Origin of the sequence: Paenibacillus barcinonensis (assembly GCF_003217495.1) — a bacterium.
GTDB lineage: Bacteria > Bacillota > Bacilli > Paenibacillales > Paenibacillaceae > Paenibacillus > Paenibacillus barcinonensis.
On sequence record NZ_QJSW01000005.1, the window covers coordinates 342,095 to 356,036 of the forward strand.

A 13,942-nucleotide genomic window follows, 5' to 3' on the forward strand; every position below is an offset into this window, starting at 1 on the left:
TGTATTTTGAAAGCAATTTGTATTGTCTCACCTCGTTATTTTCAGAAACACGAGGTGAGGGATGAGAAGAAATAACATCACAAATAAGTCATTTTACCGTCAAATCTCAGTCTTATTATCTACCTAAATTCTTCCTGTCAACCATTTACCTCCTACATCACAAATGCTAGAATTTTTTTATGAGCACACTTGTTCTTGTGAAACCTATAAATGGGAGCGGAAGTGATAGTATGAATGATGACAAATTAAAAGAGGAAATATTTATTGTTTTCAAGGAACTAGGATGGGAGATCCCTAAGTCTATTCTTGATTTGCTTTATAACGTGCATAAGAAATGATCTCTCTTATTGTTTCATCTGAAAGTTCTTTACCATGGTGAACAAAATTATCTTTAATAAACTTGTGAGCTTGCTCGTCAGATAGTTCAATAGCTTTTAGAAAATTCTTAGTATTGGTAGAAATTTTATTAGTAGTTTCTGTGTTTCCATATAACCAGTCAATTGATACCTCATAAAGTTGAGCTAAAATTTTTAACGTATCCATATCAGGTTGACTTACTCCGTTTTCGTACCCACTAAGAGTTTTATTATTTATCCCTGTTTTCTCCTTAACTTGCGTTTGACGCAAGTTTTTTTTCTCTCTCGCTTCTCGCAAGCGTTCTCCTATTGAAGACATAAGAACACCTCCTAACCTACAAATTATACCGGAATTCCTAGTAACAAAGATTTTATTCTTGAAATATAAGAATATTCACTTGACTTCTCATATTCTAAGAATTAGTATGTAAATATAACATTCTTAGAAATTAAGAAAAATGGTGGTGATAAAGTTGAGAATTAACAAGAAAATTCGAGCATTGATTAAGCAACGAGGTTTGACTTTCACTTATGTTGCCGATAAATCGGACATTCAATTTAAGAAATTTTCTCGAATGATGACAAGTAGACAAAAAATAGGTACTGATGAATATGAGAGAATTTGTTCAGTGTTAGGTGTTGCTCCCGGATATTTTTTTGAAGAAAAGTTCTTAGGAAATAAGAAAGGAGCAAGCTGATGGACCAGTGCCCACGATGTGCTAGTAACGAAATCGCATCAACAGATAACTTTTGTAAAGTCTGCGGATTCACATTATTTCAAATCACTTTGGAGCAAGTTGAGGTTATTTCAGAAACCGCCGCGACTACGGCAGCTTCTGAACAACCTAAATTGATTATGACGAGTAGATTCTTCATCTTTCCTGATCTCAGTGACGAAGAGATCGACATGTTACACATGGCTTTAATGAGAAGAGCTTTTGAATGGGCAAGGGCTAATGGGTTTTCGAATAAGTAACCGAAACTGGTAAACCACAAAGAGTGCACTTCTCATTATTTGAAGGGAAATAGCCTTCTGGAAACTGGACTTCCTTGTTATTAGGACAAGAAAGTATGTAAAAACTCACTTTACTTTCAGATGGAATGTGATTTGGAGAATGAGCCATAGATGCTTCTCCAGCAATTTTCCACCCAAATCTTTCAAGGTCGTTTTTCATATTTAACTTATCTTCATCAGAAAGTTGTCTGAAATAAATGTAATGATCCATATCTTTCACCTCCTTTCCCACAAAATGGTGCGACAACTCCATTTTAGCAGAAGGAGGAAGGACGAACAGTAAAGGAGGTTTCAAAAAAACAATGGCCGTCCCACAACGAGGTTCGCATATAAATAATCCCGGGAGGGATGCAGGCATGATCGTAGCAGCTTATCAGTTTGGTGAAACCAAGGTCTTTATTTGTAACGATCATATCTCAACAGATCAAGATGAACTTGATCGAATTGACAGGGAAATCGCAACCGCAGCCTGGGCATGTGTTCAAGATGCGGCAAACAAAAACGATGAGGAAGCCTAACAAGCTTCCAATGGAGGACAAGCCTATGCGATTCCGCTGGATCAAGCCTACATCCCGAGCATGTTTTATAGCTGGTGTCGTCACCCGAGTTCATGTTGGCAAGATGACAATGGATCAGGCGATTGACTATACGTTGTCACTCGAACGTCAATGTAAAAATCCACATCTTATTCCAAAGCGAGAGCTGCGGTCATTGAAACGCGACAGTGAAGCAGAGCTCAAAAGAATAAGAAAATCCGCCAGAGCTGTACCGGCAGCCGGCGGACGATGAAGGGATCAGAAAGCTGGGGAAGCTCCTACGGATATGATACTCCCCTTGTTAATAGCATTTCCATTCCAATTTGGAATATTCCTGAGAGGGGGTGAACGTGGTTGGAAATGAAGTTTGGGGCAATCATGCGGGCTTGCAGAGAAAAGGCGGGTCTTACCCAAGAACAGTTGGCGGACAAGCTCAATCGAACACAAGCCTGCGTTTCAAAATACGAAAAGGATCATAAGATTCCCGACATGCACACGATGATGAACTGGGCCGAGGTTACAGGGGCTAGAGAAGTGATAGTCACATTTTTATACGGCATGGACGGGATCGGCATGATCCAGAGACTAATTGGAGGGTAAACAGATGACTCGTGAACAACTGGCAGCTGAAGCGCTGCAGGCAGGAAAACATTCTTTACATAACTTACAACTGATACAGAGCGAACCTGAAAGAATGTTGCCTGGACGAATGGAGAATGCAGAGGATTATTTGAATCGGATGATTCGATTCGCGGAAGCAGAAATGAAAAATGCCCGCCTGGCAGGGCGGACACTTGGTCTGAGAACTCGGTTAAAGTCTCTTCTGTTGCAAATTTTACATTCTCCCGAGCAAAAGCGCAAGGGGGAATCAGTATGAGTGAGCAACTGGCGCAAATGATCATCGACAATTATATTGCTTCAACACTTGCCCTGCGGGAGAGCAGCGCGGTTCCATCAACGGAGGCGGCTGTCAGCATTGATGCATATCGAAGTGAGCGAATGAATGTGTTCCTACGCTGGCAAAATGCTGCAGCGAGTCTGCGGGAGTTGCCTACTGAGTACATGGTCCATGCAGTGGCAGCAATTGATCAAATTACCGCCTGATGAGTCCGCTGCGGTAGCGGACGAAACGCCGTGAGGCGTCGCGGGTAACCGCAAATACATATGAAGGGAGGAACAGAGTATATGGCAATACACGAATCAGTGAGTAAGGTTCTGAACCTGCTCAGCAGTCTTGCAGATGACACTAACGACGCTATTAATAACACGCCTTACATTCTTCGCAGATTAGCGGAATTTACTGAAGGCGAGCTCAACGATGTGATTACCCAACTGGAAGCAATCCGAGATCAGGCAGAAGAGTTGGAAGAAGCACATGAAAAAGTGCAAGAGGCTCATGCTGAATTGCAAGAGGAATTAAATGAAAAATAGCCCGTTGCAGCGGGCTACCTCAGAACATTGAAAATTGAATAGTATACATGGCCATCTTACCATGGGTGGCCGTGTCAAACAAGGAGGACGTTATGAGTAAAACGACTGCTATCACTCTCGACTTATCCGCTCAAACCATTGACGCTGCTGTTAAACCAGCGATGCATTACACACCTGCTATCTTTACCGTTTCCGGTTCATTTGGATCGGTTGAATTGATGGCCGATGATGATCAACTTGCAGCAATGGCACAAGCCATCACTCTACACTTTCAATCGAAAGGGGTTGTAAGTGCATGAAACAAATCACTTTGATATCCCTGACCCTCCGCAATTTCAAGGGTATTCGGGATTTTGTACTGGATGCTGCAGGCAAGAACATTTCTGCATATGGGGACAATGCCACAGGTAAGACGACTTTGTTTGATGGATTTGTATGGACGCTGTTCGGCAAAGACAGCCAAAATCGGACGGACTTTGAAATCAAAGGTTTGGATGAGAACGGGAAAGTTGTTGAACACGGCCTGCAACATGAAGTCGAAGCTGTCCTGATGGTTGATCGTCGCCGCCGGACGTTCCGTAAGGTGTTCAGCGAGAAATGGACTCGGAAGCGTGGACAGGCGACTGCCGAGTTTGGCGGCCATACTACGGATTATTACGTGGATGGCGTACCAGTTAAGCAAGGTCAATACAAAACCGAAGTTGATGCGTTAATCAGCGAAGAGATTTTCAAGCTACTGACCAATCCCGCGTACTTCAACGAGATTCTTAAACCTGATGCACGGCGTAAGGTGTTGCTTGATGTGTGCGGCGATATGACGGATGAAGAGATTATTGCAGGCAATAAGCAACTTGCACCGCTGACGGACATCTTGGGCGACCGTAGTCTTGAGGATCACCGCAAAGTGATCGCAGCTCGCCGGACTGAAATCAATAAGGAGCTGGATAAAATTCCTGTTCGCATTGACGAGGCCCGCCGCAGCATGCCTGATGTATCTGACCTGGACGCTGAACTGTTGCAAGAGGACATTGATACGATGCGCGGCAGGGTGGATGCCAAGACTGCTGAGCTTCAACGGATACAGTCTGGTGGCGAATTGTCTGCCAAAGAGATCCGCTTACGTGAGATCAATGCTGAACTGGCTGAATTAAAGCAAGTAATTCAGGCAGAAGGCTTGAAAGCAGTTGCTGGTCAACATGAATGGGTCACGCAACTGAAAGGCGAAGCTTCTGAACTACAGTCGAGATTAAACGCAAGTATACGTGAGGCCGAGCGATATAAAGGACAGATCACTCGTGCTGATAGTCAAGTTACAAGGCTTCGTGCGGAGTGGGCGTCACTTGATAGCCTTCAGTATCCAGTTCATGAGCATCAGCATGACGCTAATTGCCCAACATGCGGACAAGCACTTCCTGAAGATCAGCTGCAGTCAGCACAGGGCAAAGCGCTTGAAGCATTTAATTTGGACAAGTCCAAACGACTTGAAGCAATTAGTGCCGATGGAAAACTGGCCGCGGCAGAAAAGCGAAATCTCGAAGAAGAATTGCAAAAACTCAATGGAGAAATGGCCCAACTGCAGGAGGAAATCACATCAAAAGCTGCTGAAATCATGGCTGCCGAAGCGACCCTTCAGAGCCTACAAACCAACATTGCTGACCCTGCTGACAACACAAAGTATCAATCCATACAACGAGATGGAGATAAAGTCCGTGCTGAGATTGAGCAGCTTCGTTCTTCTGCTGCTGATGCTATGGGAAAAGTACAAGCCGAGATTCGTATTCTTCGCGGGCAGGTGGACGACTTGGAAGCAGACAAAGCGAAGCTGGCGACAGTAGCGGCTACTGAGAAGCGGATCACTGAGCTGAGCGAGGAAGAGCGGAAGCTTACAGCGGAGTTTGAAAAGCTGGAACATGAGCTGTTTCTTACGGAAGAATTCACTCGGACAAAAGTCAGCATGTTGGAATCCAAGATCAACAGCAAATTCAAATATGCACGGTTCCGATTGTTCGAAGAGCAAATCAACGGCGGCCTGAAGGACGTTTGCAAGACGCTGTATAAGGGTGTTCCGTACGAAGGCGGTCTGAACAACGCTGCCCGCATCAATGTCGGCTTGGACATCATCAATACGTTGGGACAGCATTACGGATTCTCTGCTCCAATCTTTGTCGATAACGCCGAAGCCGTGACGCAACTGATTCCTACGAATGCCCAAATGATCCGTTTGGTCGTTCCTCCAGCGTTTAACACTTTGCCAGAGGAAGTACAGGAAGAAGCAATCAAACACCACGGCAGTTATGAAGCTGCTGAGACTGCTTGGAGAGACAGAAACAAAAAGCTTCGCTTAGAACATAACGACATCCAGGAGGCGATGTAATTGTCTACACAAAACCAACAGGCTCCCCAAACAGGGGAGAAAGCTATTGCAAAAACAGAGCCAACACAATCCGAACGTTTCATGACGAAAGTCATATCTGAATTTGGTTCAAGCGTTGGAGAGGTTGCTCTAACCAACTTCCAAAAGCGACTTGCACAGAACTACTTTATCGCTTTGGATGGAGTACTGAAAGCAGCCGAAGAAAAACGTCTGAAGAAGTCCGAGAAGTACCGCGATCCATTGCCTATAACTTGGGCAAATGTGAACATGGATAAATTGTCTCGTGATGTGGTCGCATATGCACGTATTGGTTTCGATCCAGCGCAGCCGAATCATATTAACTTGATTCCTTTCAAAAATAACAATACAGGTAAGTACGATATCGGTTTCATCGAAGGATATCGTGGTCTTGAACTTAAATCAGTGAAATACGGTTTGGACGTTCCGGACCATGTAACTGTTGAGCTGGTCTATTCCAATGATTACTTTGCACCTATTAAGAAAGATGCAAATCACCCGCATGAAAGTTATGAATTTGAAATTAAAAACCCTTTTGACCGCGGGACTATCCTTGGAGGATTTTATTTCCACTCATTTATAAAAACTCCTGAGAAAAACAAGTTGGTCATGATGACACTCAAGGAGATTGAGAAAAGGAAGCCAGAAAAAGCGAGTCCCGAGTTTTGGGGAGGCGAGAAAGACAAATGGGAGAACGGTAAAAAGGTAGGTACGGAAACGGTGGAAGGCTGGCACGACAAAATGGTTTGGAAAACACTTTATCGAGCAGCTCATAACGACATCACCATTGACAGTCAGAAAATTGATGATGATTATCTCCGTTTGAAACAAATTGAGAGTGACTTGTCAGAAGCTGAGGTTTCAGAAGAAATCAGAGCTAATGCCAATCAAGACATTATCGATGTCACACCGCCACACTTGGATGATGTTCCAAACGATGTACCTTCAGGAGATGGGCAACCAGAAATGGAATTTGGTGATGAAGGTTCGCCTGATAGCGATGGGCCGGGCTTCTGATGATTGAAATAACTTCCCTTGGCTCCAGCAGCGCGGGTAACTCCTACCGGATTACGGACGGGAAAACACCGCTCCTGTTGGACGCAGGGCTTCGCTACAAAGAAATTCAGCGCGGCCTTGCCTTCCAAGTTTCATCGTTGACCGGGTGCTTGGTAACTCATGAACACGGCGACCATTCGGCAGCCGTTAAAGATTTGATCAAGGCAGGCGTCAACATTTACACCAGTGCCGGTACTGCAGATGCTTTGCGGTTGGACAGCCACCGTGTATATCCTGTATCTGCCCTTGAGCCTTTCACCATCGGTACATGGTCGATTCTACCGTTTGATGTGCAACATGACGCTGCGGAGCCTTTGGGCTTCCTTCTCGCTAATACAGCAGGGGACAAGCTTCTGTTTGCTACAGACACCTATTACATCAAGCATCGATTCACTGGGCTTACGCACATCATGGTGGAGTGCAATTATTCAATCAATATACTCAATCAAAATATTGCTGCTGGTCGTGTGCCGGCGGTGATGAAACATAGATTGCTTCGTTCTCATTTTTCGCTCGAGAACGTGAAGGACTTCATCCGGGCGAATGACATGCGGCGGGTGCAAGAGATTCACTTACTCCATCTGTCAGACAACAATAGTGACGAAGCACTATTCAAACGCGAGATTATGGCTCTCACAGGCAAGCAAGTGTATGTAGCAGGTAGGTGATCACATGGATGATCTGACTGGCAAGCCGCTGTTAAAGAGCATGATGGGCAAGCGGATATGGCAGCTGTTTGACACTGATAAGGCAGCCTTTCAGCGTGAAACGATTGCCTACTTCCAGCGAGGTTACCCGGATTGGGAGGTCAAGCGGGCCAAGTATCCGCACGTATTTTTACAACACCGAAAGGGGCACTGAAAATGCCTAAGGTAAAGCAAATCTCTGTCGGGGCCTCATTCACGAAAAACCTCGGCAATTTCCAAAGTCTGAAGGTGGAAGCGAACATCGTTATAGAGCTGCATGACGGTGACTATCCAGACGAGGCATATGCTGATGCATGGGCAAGGGTACAAGAGCAAATCCGAAATGGATTAGGAAAGGGGCAACCGAAATGACACAAGAACAGCAACATGATAAAGCGGATGAGTTGATCAGAGCATGGACTGAGCAATTCCAGCAGGCTCGTCAATCTGGTAATGACGCTGTAGATACGTTTCTGGCTACTATGGCTTTCGCGATGGGCAGCTTTGTACCTCTCGTGTTTAACAAGAACAGTCACGTCACTGCAACTGCAATGCTGGTCGAAGACATGATGGCAGGGCTTCACAACACTGTAGAAGTGATTAACAAGACAACGCCAGCAATAAAACATTAGGGGATGAGCAGCATGCCCGAAGGCAGTTACCCGTTTCCGATCTATTCCGGCATCTTGGAGCCAGACCACTACAAGAAAATAGGCAACGCGATATGGCTATTCCTCTGGTGCATCAGTTCAACCACGAAGGAGATTGAGGAGGAGGAAACTGTCTGGGGCATTGTCCTCAAAGGGAAGCCTATGAAGCTGTCTGAGATTGCTGGATTCTTCGGAGTCAACGACAAAACCGTGAGCAGATGGTTGGATACATTGGAACAGCATCATTACATTGATGTGACCAGGGCACCAAGAGGGTTGATCTTGAAGGTTCGAAATTCAAAGAAGAGATCAGTCAAAACTGTCCGATCTCACGAGGCAGAACCTCCAAAACGACCTAATTCCGAAGTCGGTGATCAGACAGAAATGTCCGATCACAATCAAAGTGATAAGACAATATTGTCCGATCAGTCCGCAAGTGATCAGACAAATATGTCCGATCACACACCAATTTCCGATAGTGATCGGACAAAACTGTCCGATCTAAAAGATATTAAAGATCTTATTACTACTACTGCTATTACTACTGCAGATTCTTCGCAATCGTGGGATGACATTTTGAATCCAGTACCTCCCGGTGAGGAAAGCGGTGGAATGATTGAAATATTGGATGCCTATTGCAAGATGCACAACAAACTGGATTTCAACGTTTCTCAGAAAGAGCGTTTAGCCATGGGTAAGATGGTCGCCGGAGGTACGCCTAACCCTTTTACCATCCGAACTATGGCAAGCCTGCTGGAGGCAAAACGTCAACGTGAGGGAAACACATTCAAGCTTCCCAAGAGCTTTTTATATTACGTCGAAGGGATCGAGGAAGCTTGGCAGAATCATCAAACTGCCGAACAGCAACCTGTTAAACCTTACCTTGTTCCAAGTTCGGCAACGCCAGCGGCTACGCAACCACGCAGACTGAGCCGCCAACAACAAAAGAGAGCAAGTTTACAGCAAAGGTTGAGAGAGGAGGAGGCTCGTGGAAAGAGCTGATGTCTTGAGGTTATTTGTTTTAATAACCGATGAATATCCCAATTTTGATGACAGTGACGAGAACGTGGATCGCCATCTCAAGGAGCTGAAGGATTTCCCTTTTGAAACGGCTGTACAAAACGTTGAACGCCACATCAAGATAAGCAGTTTTTACCCCAAGATTTCTGAGATACGTGGCTTTGCCGCCGACCAGTCTGCAAGAGAACGGGAGTTGGCGGAAACCCGGGCTTACCTGGACCAACGAGAAGTAAACCGGGCGAAAGCAACACTGCCACCGCCGGGATGGAAGGATGATTTACTTGCAAAGCTTCGGAGGAATTGAACTACCTTACAGCATGGAGATCGAACAAGCGGCTTTGGGAGCGATGTTGCTCAGACCAGATGAAGTCATGGAACAGGCCGAGCACTTAAAGCCAGATACGTTTTATGGCAAGGCCCACAGCCTGATATTTAATGCCATAGCTGAGCTGGCAGAGGAACAGCAGCCCATCGACCTTGTAACAGTGACTTCACGGTTGAAGGACAAGGGCGAACTTACGGACATTGGAGGCGTAAGTTACCTGAGCGACCTTGCTCGAAGCGTGCCATCGACAGCAAATGTCGCATACTATTTCAGCCAACTTGAGGATATGGCGATCCGTCGAGAGTTTATCCAGGCAAGTCTTCTGCAGGTCCAACAGGCGGCCAGTGGAACAGAAGTATCACAACTACTTGCGAGTGCCCAGCGATCACATAACAAGATTGCCGATCGTGCTGCTCCGAAAGAGGATTTTAAACCAATCAAGGGCATTATGATGCAGCTTGTTGATGACGTTGAAACTCGCGCATACAACGTCAAGCACGGCATCGTCAATGGTATTCATACCGGGTTTATTGATCTGGACAGCATCACTGGTGGACTCCAGCGCAGCGACCTAATCATTGTGGCAGCTCGTCCTTCCGTGGGGAAGACGGCGTTTGCCTTGAACATCACTCAAAACGTTGCGAAAAATACCAAAGAAGCTGTAGCAGTATTCAGCTTGGAAATGTCTGCAGGACAGTTCGCGCAACGGATGGTCAGCTCCGAGGGCAACGTAGAAGCTACGGCAATGAAGATGGGCGAAATGGAAGATCAAGACTGGATCAATATGACCAAAGCTATCGGGGCCTTGGCTGAAACGAATATCTACGTGGACGATTCGGCAGGAATCACTATTCAAGACATCTGCTCCAAGTGCCGCAGGCTCAAGAAGGAAAAGGGCCTGGCCATGATCATGATCGATTACCTGCAGCTTATTGAAGTCGCTGGAGGTAAAGGCAAATCGGGTGAGAACCGGCAGCAGGAGGTTTCCTACATCAGCCGGACATTGAAGCATTTAGCGCGTGAACTGGATGTTCCAGTGATTGCATTGTCCCAGCTCAGCCGAGCCGTTGAACAGCGGCAAGACAAACGTCCAATGATGTCCGACCTGAGGGAATCCGGTTCTATCGAGCAAGATGCCGACATCGTAGCCTTCCTGTACCGGGACGACTACTACAACCAGGAAACTGAGAAGAAAAACATCATCGAAATTATCATCGGGAAGCAGCGTAATGGTCCAGTCGGAACGGTGGAGCTGGTGTTCCTAAAACAGTACAACAAATTCGTCAACTACGAACGCACTCATAACGATGCCTTTGGACCAACACCACCGCAGCAGTCACAACAGCCGAAGGACATGAATAAACGCCAATGGGCATAAGGAGGAACGGACGTGAAACAGGGGAAACGGCCGACAAAACGTCAGAAAATTGAGATTAAAGCCAATGGCTTGAATGCGGAGAACTGGCTTGTTGAAAGGGATACACCAAGCATGATGGTGATTGTTCATCGCTTCTCAGGTAAACCGAGAACTATTCGGCGGGGAGCATGATGGACAGCACTTTAAACAGATGGTCCGTGTACGAGTACATGAAGCATCGGTTTCTGCGGACGGGACAAGTTCCCGATCAAGACGAGCTGCAGGCAGAATTTGCGGGAATTGATCAAACTGAGCTTCTTGAAGGGATCGCTGAGTTTGATGCAATTGTCGGTACCGGAGGTGTGCAGCATGCGGAAGTCGATTGATCCGCACCACCAAACACATTTGAGTTATGTCGTACGTGGTGACGATGGTCGGAAACTGGCCGAGATTTTCGTCATTCGGCGGGACATGCTGCCGGCGCGCCAACGGCGCAAGCGACGAGTAAAGGAGTTACGGCAAACATGATTATCTATTTTACTGTTTACGGGGAGCCAGTGGCGCAGGGGCGGCCCCGGGCGTCAACGCAGGGTGGTTTCGTCCGAATGTACGATCCAGAGAAGTCGAAGGACTACAAGGATTATGTCCGATTGGCAGCCGCTGAACATGCACCGGATGCATTGCTGTTAGGCCCACTTGGAATGATGCTGACAGTGTACAGGCCGATACCCAAATCATTCAGCAAGAAGAAGGCGGCACTGGCTGAGGCGGGGGAGATTAGGCCAGTCAGCAAACCAGACGTGGACAATTACCTGAAGGGTGTTAAGGATGCGTTAAAAGGTGTGATGTGGAAGGACGATAGCCAAGTGGTCGAGGTATTTGCTCAAAAAAGATACAGTTTCCGACCACGAATCGAAGTGAAAATCAAGGACTTATCCAAATAAATTCTTAGGAGATGAACGATCATGGCAAACGATATGGTGAAATTTTCAGCAGAGGTAGCAAAAGGAATCAGTGTTGGTACAAAGGATGTCACAATCAAGTTGCTTATCCCGCTTGCTGCAGTTGAGGCGAAGTTGTCTTCTTTGGCTAAGCTTCAGGAAAAAGAAGTCATGGTTTACCTCGGCGATCCGCAAGCGTCGTTTAACTTCGAAGACCAAAACCAACAGCGTGACCCCATGTACAATACTTGGGACAGCGGGCGCCGCGTAACAACTGATTCGTCTGGAGTGGTTACCAAGATTGAAGGCCAAGGTGACGAGCAGAAAGACGAGAACCAAGCGGAACTCTTTGATAGTGAAGGCAATCCGCAAGAACCAGAAGGAGACGGAGCTGAGCAGGACGGAGATGCTTCCCAAGTGCCACCAGAAGGCGAAGGGGAGCGTATCAGCGAAGAAGGCGCAGGAGAGCCGCCAACGGACGATCTACCAGACTGGATGAAGGAAGGCGGGGACGAGTCTGGTTCTAAAGAAATGGACTTTACTTCTGAGGGTGATGAAGGCGACCAGCAGTTGCCTGAAGATTCACAGCAGGTTGTCCAAACAGAACCGCCTGCGGGTGACAAAGAAGTTGTTAAGACTGAAATCGATAAGGAGCAGCTTGAAAAGTTCATCCTTTCTCAGCGCCCGATCTTTGAAGACATCAAACTTGCTGACGCTCCTGCTGATTTCCCTGCACTGCTACAACAACGGAACGAGGGTAAGACGTGGATGGAGATTTCTAAAGAGATCAACGTTCCAAGTGGCCAGATCAGTTCCAAATATGGCGCATACAAAAAGCGTGTCACTAAAATGATGCAGGATGGTGTAGCAGTCTAAACCTTTCACATAGCAGAATCCCCGGCCAAAAGTTGGTCGGGGTGAAGAGTTAGATCTATGAAACAGAACATACGTACAAAACTTTTAATCTTCAGTGATTTTCAAGTCAATAGTATGTCTACAGTTGGGACACTTTTTAGTAGCAGTAAAAGTCTTCTTTTGATTGATTTCGAGAAGCGAGAGTAGCTGGATTAACAAATTAGGTAGTGAAGCAAACGCAAGTAACAATGTAACAGTGCTCATAGCTACGGTATCAATTAATGCTGTTTTGTCTTGGAGCATTCCAGCAATAAAGAAGCCTAGTACTATTACAAATATTACAACAAAACCTATATACGTTAGTCCCCAAATAATCTTTGTCCATTTCCATACTGTCTTTATTTTCATATTATTCAAGCTCCTTCTGTGCAGCTTGCCACTGCTTCCAGTGCCATTTGAGAGCTTTGTCATGAGGTAACTTCTGAAGATGGCTCAAATCTTGACGAGTGATTTGTATGCTCTGCATGGTGGTTTTAGTCGAGACATGAATCTTTAACGTATCAGGGTCAAAAGAAAACAGTCCTGAATCGTATGCCAAATGATGATTTCCACACAAGACAAGTCCGTTACGTGGATCGTCAGAACCATTTGATTTTTTTGGGATAATGTGAGCAGCCTGGAGCAGTGGTAGTGCTTGCATTGCACATACCGCGCAGCAGGGACCATAACGTTTAACTACATTAAATTTGAATCTTGGCTGACCGGCTCTGTTACTCACTGTAACGGTCCTGGAAGGTGCACGAGGAACAGTTGGTTTAAAAGGGATATCATCAAGATGATCTAATTCATTTGGTTGAGTTGAAAAATCTAATGGGTTCAATTCTATTAGAAAATTCTGAGCTAGGTCATCCCAAGAAACGACCTTTCCCAGCTGCACTTTCCTCATCTTTCCTACTTCAGAAATCACGAAAATCGGTAGGTTAAAGATAGAGGCATTTTTAGCAGATTGGATTTCATTCTTATCAAACGAGCTATGTCTCTTTGTAACTGGATAATGATATATTATTTCGTTTTCAGAGACTTCATCAGGATAATGCCTACCTGTATGTAATATTGAAACTGCTATTCCTGCGTTATCTTCGGTGTAACTCTGCGTGGTCGTGGCATCTCGATATATGCCTGCTTGCCCTGAGAAGAAGCGTAGCCCACGAAGTATTCCTGGTTCTACATTGTTAGGGTCGTTCTCGCTTACTAAACGATTCCACATGGAATCTCTTCTAGCTAATTCAATACTTATTGATTCTGTCATGTAACTACCACCT

Annotated in this window: 25 protein-coding genes; 21 read left to right on the forward strand and 4 right to left on the reverse strand. The window is 45.8% G+C overall.

Annotated elements, in window-relative coordinates:
- Window positions 1–300: 300 nt before the first annotated feature.
- Window positions 301–675, reverse strand: coding sequence for a helix-turn-helix domain-containing protein (locus tag DFQ00_RS10810; RefSeq protein WP_110896479.1), 375 nt, complete (start codon window positions 673–675; stop codon window positions 301–303).
- Between the two features lie 154 nt (window positions 676–829).
- Here DFQ00_RS10810 and DFQ00_RS10815 point away from each other — a divergent pair, with 154 nt between their 5' ends.
- Window positions 830–1,054 (forward strand): helix-turn-helix domain-containing protein, encoded by a 225-nt coding sequence (locus DFQ00_RS10815; RefSeq protein ID WP_167433666.1) that lies wholly within the window; start codon window positions 830–832, stop codon window positions 1,052–1,054.
- A gap of 255 nt (window positions 1,055–1,309) precedes the next feature.
- Here the strand turns inward: DFQ00_RS10815 and DFQ00_RS10825 are convergent, their stop codons facing one another.
- Window positions 1,310–1,582 (reverse strand): hypothetical protein, encoded by a 273-nt coding sequence (locus DFQ00_RS10825; RefSeq protein WP_110896482.1) that lies wholly within the window; start codon window positions 1,580–1,582, stop codon window positions 1,310–1,312.
- Between the two features lie 145 nt (window positions 1,583–1,727).
- On the opposite strand from DFQ00_RS10825, the gene DFQ00_RS29135 reads away from it, so the two are divergent.
- The 20 genes from DFQ00_RS29135 to DFQ00_RS10915 all read left to right on the forward strand — a co-directional run bounded on the left by DFQ00_RS29135 (window position 1,728) and on the right by DFQ00_RS10915 (window position 12,641).
- On the forward strand, window positions 1,728–1,889 hold the full coding sequence (locus DFQ00_RS29135; RefSeq protein WP_167433667.1) for a hypothetical protein: 162 nt from the start codon (window positions 1,728–1,730) through the stop codon (window positions 1,887–1,889).
- The gene (locus tag DFQ00_RS10830) at window positions 1,876–2,160 is read left to right on the forward strand and encodes a hypothetical protein (RefSeq protein ID WP_146236147.1); all 285 of its coding nucleotides are present in this window, start codon (window positions 1,876–1,878) and stop codon (window positions 2,158–2,160) included. Before DFQ00_RS29135 ends, DFQ00_RS10830 begins: the two co-directional genes overlap by 14 nt.
- 107 nt (window positions 2,161–2,267) lie before the next feature.
- Entirely contained in the window at window positions 2,268–2,507 is a 240-nt protein-coding gene (locus DFQ00_RS10835; RefSeq protein ID WP_110896567.1) for a helix-turn-helix domain-containing protein, read from the forward strand.
- Window positions 2,508–2,511: 4 nt separating this feature from the next.
- Window positions 2,512–2,784: a hypothetical protein gene (locus DFQ00_RS10840; protein ID WP_110896484.1), complete on the forward strand. Its 273-nt coding sequence runs from the start codon at window positions 2,512–2,514 to the stop codon at window positions 2,782–2,784.
- Window positions 2,781–3,011, forward strand: coding sequence for a hypothetical protein (locus DFQ00_RS10845; protein ID WP_110896485.1), 231 nt, complete (start codon window positions 2,781–2,783; stop codon window positions 3,009–3,011). The genes DFQ00_RS10840 and DFQ00_RS10845 overlap by 4 nt, the downstream gene beginning before the upstream one ends.
- A gap of 81 nt (window positions 3,012–3,092) precedes the next feature.
- Window positions 3,093–3,338 (forward strand): hypothetical protein, encoded by a 246-nt coding sequence (locus tag DFQ00_RS10850; RefSeq protein ID WP_110896486.1) that lies wholly within the window; start codon window positions 3,093–3,095, stop codon window positions 3,336–3,338.
- A 92-nt stretch (window positions 3,339–3,430) separates the two neighbouring features.
- Window positions 3,431–3,637 carry a hypothetical protein gene (locus tag DFQ00_RS10855; protein ID WP_110896487.1) on the forward strand — a complete coding sequence of 69 codons (207 nt, stop codon included), beginning with the start codon at window positions 3,431–3,433 and terminating at the stop codon, window positions 3,635–3,637.
- Window positions 3,634–5,712, forward strand: coding sequence for an AAA family ATPase (locus DFQ00_RS10860; protein WP_110896488.1), 2,079 nt, complete (start codon window positions 3,634–3,636; stop codon window positions 5,710–5,712). The genes DFQ00_RS10855 and DFQ00_RS10860 overlap by 4 nt, the downstream gene beginning before the upstream one ends.
- On the forward strand, window positions 5,713–6,747 hold the full coding sequence (locus tag DFQ00_RS10865; protein ID WP_244213779.1) for a recombinase RecT: 1,035 nt from the start codon (window positions 5,713–5,715) through the stop codon (window positions 6,745–6,747).
- Window positions 6,747–7,454, forward strand: coding sequence for an MBL fold metallo-hydrolase (locus tag DFQ00_RS10870; protein ID WP_110896489.1), 708 nt, complete (start codon window positions 6,747–6,749; stop codon window positions 7,452–7,454). The genes DFQ00_RS10865 and DFQ00_RS10870 overlap by 1 nt, the downstream gene beginning before the upstream one ends.
- A 4-nt stretch (window positions 7,455–7,458) precedes the next feature.
- The gene (locus tag DFQ00_RS10875) at window positions 7,459–7,647 is read left to right on the forward strand and encodes a hypothetical protein (protein WP_110896490.1); all 189 of its coding nucleotides are present in this window, start codon (window positions 7,459–7,461) and stop codon (window positions 7,645–7,647) included.
- A gap of 2 nt (window positions 7,648–7,649) precedes the next feature.
- A complete protein-coding gene (locus DFQ00_RS10880; protein WP_110896491.1) occupies window positions 7,650–7,844 on the forward strand; it encodes a hypothetical protein in 195 nt (64 codons plus the stop codon).
- Entirely contained in the window at window positions 7,841–8,104 is a 264-nt protein-coding gene (locus tag DFQ00_RS10885; protein WP_110896492.1) for a hypothetical protein, read from the forward strand. The genes DFQ00_RS10880 and DFQ00_RS10885 overlap by 4 nt, the downstream gene beginning before the upstream one ends.
- A 12-nt stretch (window positions 8,105–8,116) precedes the next feature.
- A complete protein-coding gene (locus DFQ00_RS10890) occupies window positions 8,117–9,124 on the forward strand; it encodes a MarR family transcriptional regulator (RefSeq protein WP_110896493.1) in 1,008 nt (335 codons plus the stop codon).
- The gene (locus tag DFQ00_RS10895; RefSeq protein ID WP_110896494.1) at window positions 9,111–9,446 is read left to right on the forward strand and encodes a hypothetical protein; all 336 of its coding nucleotides are present in this window, start codon (window positions 9,111–9,113) and stop codon (window positions 9,444–9,446) included. The genes DFQ00_RS10890 and DFQ00_RS10895 overlap by 14 nt, the downstream gene beginning before the upstream one ends.
- A gap of 13 nt (window positions 9,447–9,459) precedes the next feature.
- Window positions 9,460–10,845 carry a replicative DNA helicase gene (dnaB, locus tag DFQ00_RS10900; RefSeq protein WP_244213780.1) on the forward strand — a complete coding sequence of 462 codons (1,386 nt, stop codon included), beginning with the start codon at window positions 9,460–9,462 and terminating at the stop codon, window positions 10,843–10,845.
- 12 nt (window positions 10,846–10,857) lie between these two features.
- Entirely contained in the window at window positions 10,858–11,016 is a 159-nt protein-coding gene (locus tag DFQ00_RS29140; protein ID WP_167433668.1) for a DUF6906 family protein, read from the forward strand.
- A gap of 38 nt (window positions 11,017–11,054) precedes the next feature.
- The gene (locus DFQ00_RS29145; RefSeq protein WP_174812143.1) at window positions 11,055–11,210 is read left to right on the forward strand and encodes a hypothetical protein; all 156 of its coding nucleotides are present in this window, start codon (window positions 11,055–11,057) and stop codon (window positions 11,208–11,210) included.
- A 141-nt stretch (window positions 11,211–11,351) separates the two neighbouring features.
- Window positions 11,352–11,768, forward strand: a complete 417-nt coding sequence (locus DFQ00_RS10910; RefSeq protein WP_110896569.1) for a RusA family crossover junction endodeoxyribonuclease — start codon at window positions 11,352–11,354, stop codon at window positions 11,766–11,768.
- Window positions 11,769–11,789: 21 nt separating this feature from the next.
- Entirely contained in the window at window positions 11,790–12,641 is an 852-nt protein-coding gene (locus tag DFQ00_RS10915) for an ICP22 family protein (protein ID WP_110896497.1), read from the forward strand.
- 84 nt (window positions 12,642–12,725) lie between these two features.
- Here the strand turns inward: DFQ00_RS10915 and DFQ00_RS10920 are convergent, their stop codons facing one another.
- Both DFQ00_RS10920 and DFQ00_RS10925 read right to left on the reverse strand, forming a co-directional pair.
- The gene (locus tag DFQ00_RS10920) at window positions 12,726–13,028 is read right to left on the reverse strand and encodes a hypothetical protein (RefSeq protein ID WP_110896498.1); all 303 of its coding nucleotides are present in this window, start codon (window positions 13,026–13,028) and stop codon (window positions 12,726–12,728) included.
- 1 nt (window position 13,029) lies between these two features.
- Entirely contained in the window at window positions 13,030–13,929 is a 900-nt protein-coding gene (locus tag DFQ00_RS10925; protein ID WP_110896499.1) for an HNH endonuclease, read from the reverse strand.
- Window positions 13,930–13,942 lie beyond the last annotated feature (13 nt).

Bases quoted from the DNA above. Each gene is read 5' to 3' on its own strand.
- DFQ00_RS10810 (WP_110896479.1), bottom strand. From the start codon at position 675: ATGTCTTCAATAGGAGAACGCTTGCGAGAAGCGAGAGAGAAAAAAAAC.
- DFQ00_RS10825 (WP_110896482.1), bottom strand. From the start codon at position 1,582: ATGGATCATTACATTTATTTCAGACAACTTTCTGATGAAGATAAGTTA.
- DFQ00_RS29135 (WP_167433667.1), top strand. From the start codon at position 1,728: ATGATCGTAGCAGCTTATCAGTTTGGTGAAACCAAGGTCTTTATTTGT.
- DFQ00_RS10830 (WP_146236147.1), top strand. From the start codon at position 1,876: ATGAGGAAGCCTAACAAGCTTCCAATGGAGGACAAGCCTATGCGATTC.
- DFQ00_RS10835 (WP_110896567.1), top strand. From the start codon at position 2,268: ATGAAGTTTGGGGCAATCATGCGGGCTTGCAGAGAAAAGGCGGGTCTT.
- DFQ00_RS10840 (WP_110896484.1), top strand. From the start codon at position 2,512: ATGACTCGTGAACAACTGGCAGCTGAAGCGCTGCAGGCAGGAAAACAT.
- DFQ00_RS10845 (WP_110896485.1), top strand. From the start codon at position 2,781: ATGAGTGAGCAACTGGCGCAAATGATCATCGACAATTATATTGCTTCA.
- DFQ00_RS10850 (WP_110896486.1), top strand. From the start codon at position 3,093: ATGGCAATACACGAATCAGTGAGTAAGGTTCTGAACCTGCTCAGCAGT.
- DFQ00_RS10855 (WP_110896487.1), top strand. From the start codon at position 3,431: ATGAGTAAAACGACTGCTATCACTCTCGACTTATCCGCTCAAACCATT.
- DFQ00_RS10860 (WP_110896488.1), top strand. From the start codon at position 3,634: ATGAAACAAATCACTTTGATATCCCTGACCCTCCGCAATTTCAAGGGT.
- DFQ00_RS10870 (WP_110896489.1), top strand. From the start codon at position 6,747: ATGATTGAAATAACTTCCCTTGGCTCCAGCAGCGCGGGTAACTCCTAC.
- DFQ00_RS10875 (WP_110896490.1), top strand. From the start codon at position 7,459: ATGGATGATCTGACTGGCAAGCCGCTGTTAAAGAGCATGATGGGCAAG.
- DFQ00_RS10880 (WP_110896491.1), top strand. From the start codon at position 7,650: ATGCCTAAGGTAAAGCAAATCTCTGTCGGGGCCTCATTCACGAAAAAC.
- DFQ00_RS10885 (WP_110896492.1), top strand. From the start codon at position 7,841: ATGACACAAGAACAGCAACATGATAAAGCGGATGAGTTGATCAGAGCA.
- DFQ00_RS10890 (WP_110896493.1), top strand. From the start codon at position 8,117: ATGCCCGAAGGCAGTTACCCGTTTCCGATCTATTCCGGCATCTTGGAG.
- dnaB (WP_244213780.1), top strand. From the start codon at position 9,460: ATGGAGATCGAACAAGCGGCTTTGGGAGCGATGTTGCTCAGACCAGAT.
- DFQ00_RS29145 (WP_174812143.1), top strand. From the start codon at position 11,055: ATGAAGCATCGGTTTCTGCGGACGGGACAAGTTCCCGATCAAGACGAG.
- DFQ00_RS10915 (WP_110896497.1), top strand. From the start codon at position 11,790: ATGGCAAACGATATGGTGAAATTTTCAGCAGAGGTAGCAAAAGGAATC.
- DFQ00_RS10920 (WP_110896498.1), bottom strand. From the start codon at position 13,028: ATGAAAATAAAGACAGTATGGAAATGGACAAAGATTATTTGGGGACTA.
- DFQ00_RS10925 (WP_110896499.1), bottom strand. From the start codon at position 13,929: ATGACAGAATCAATAAGTATTGAATTAGCTAGAAGAGATTCCATGTGG.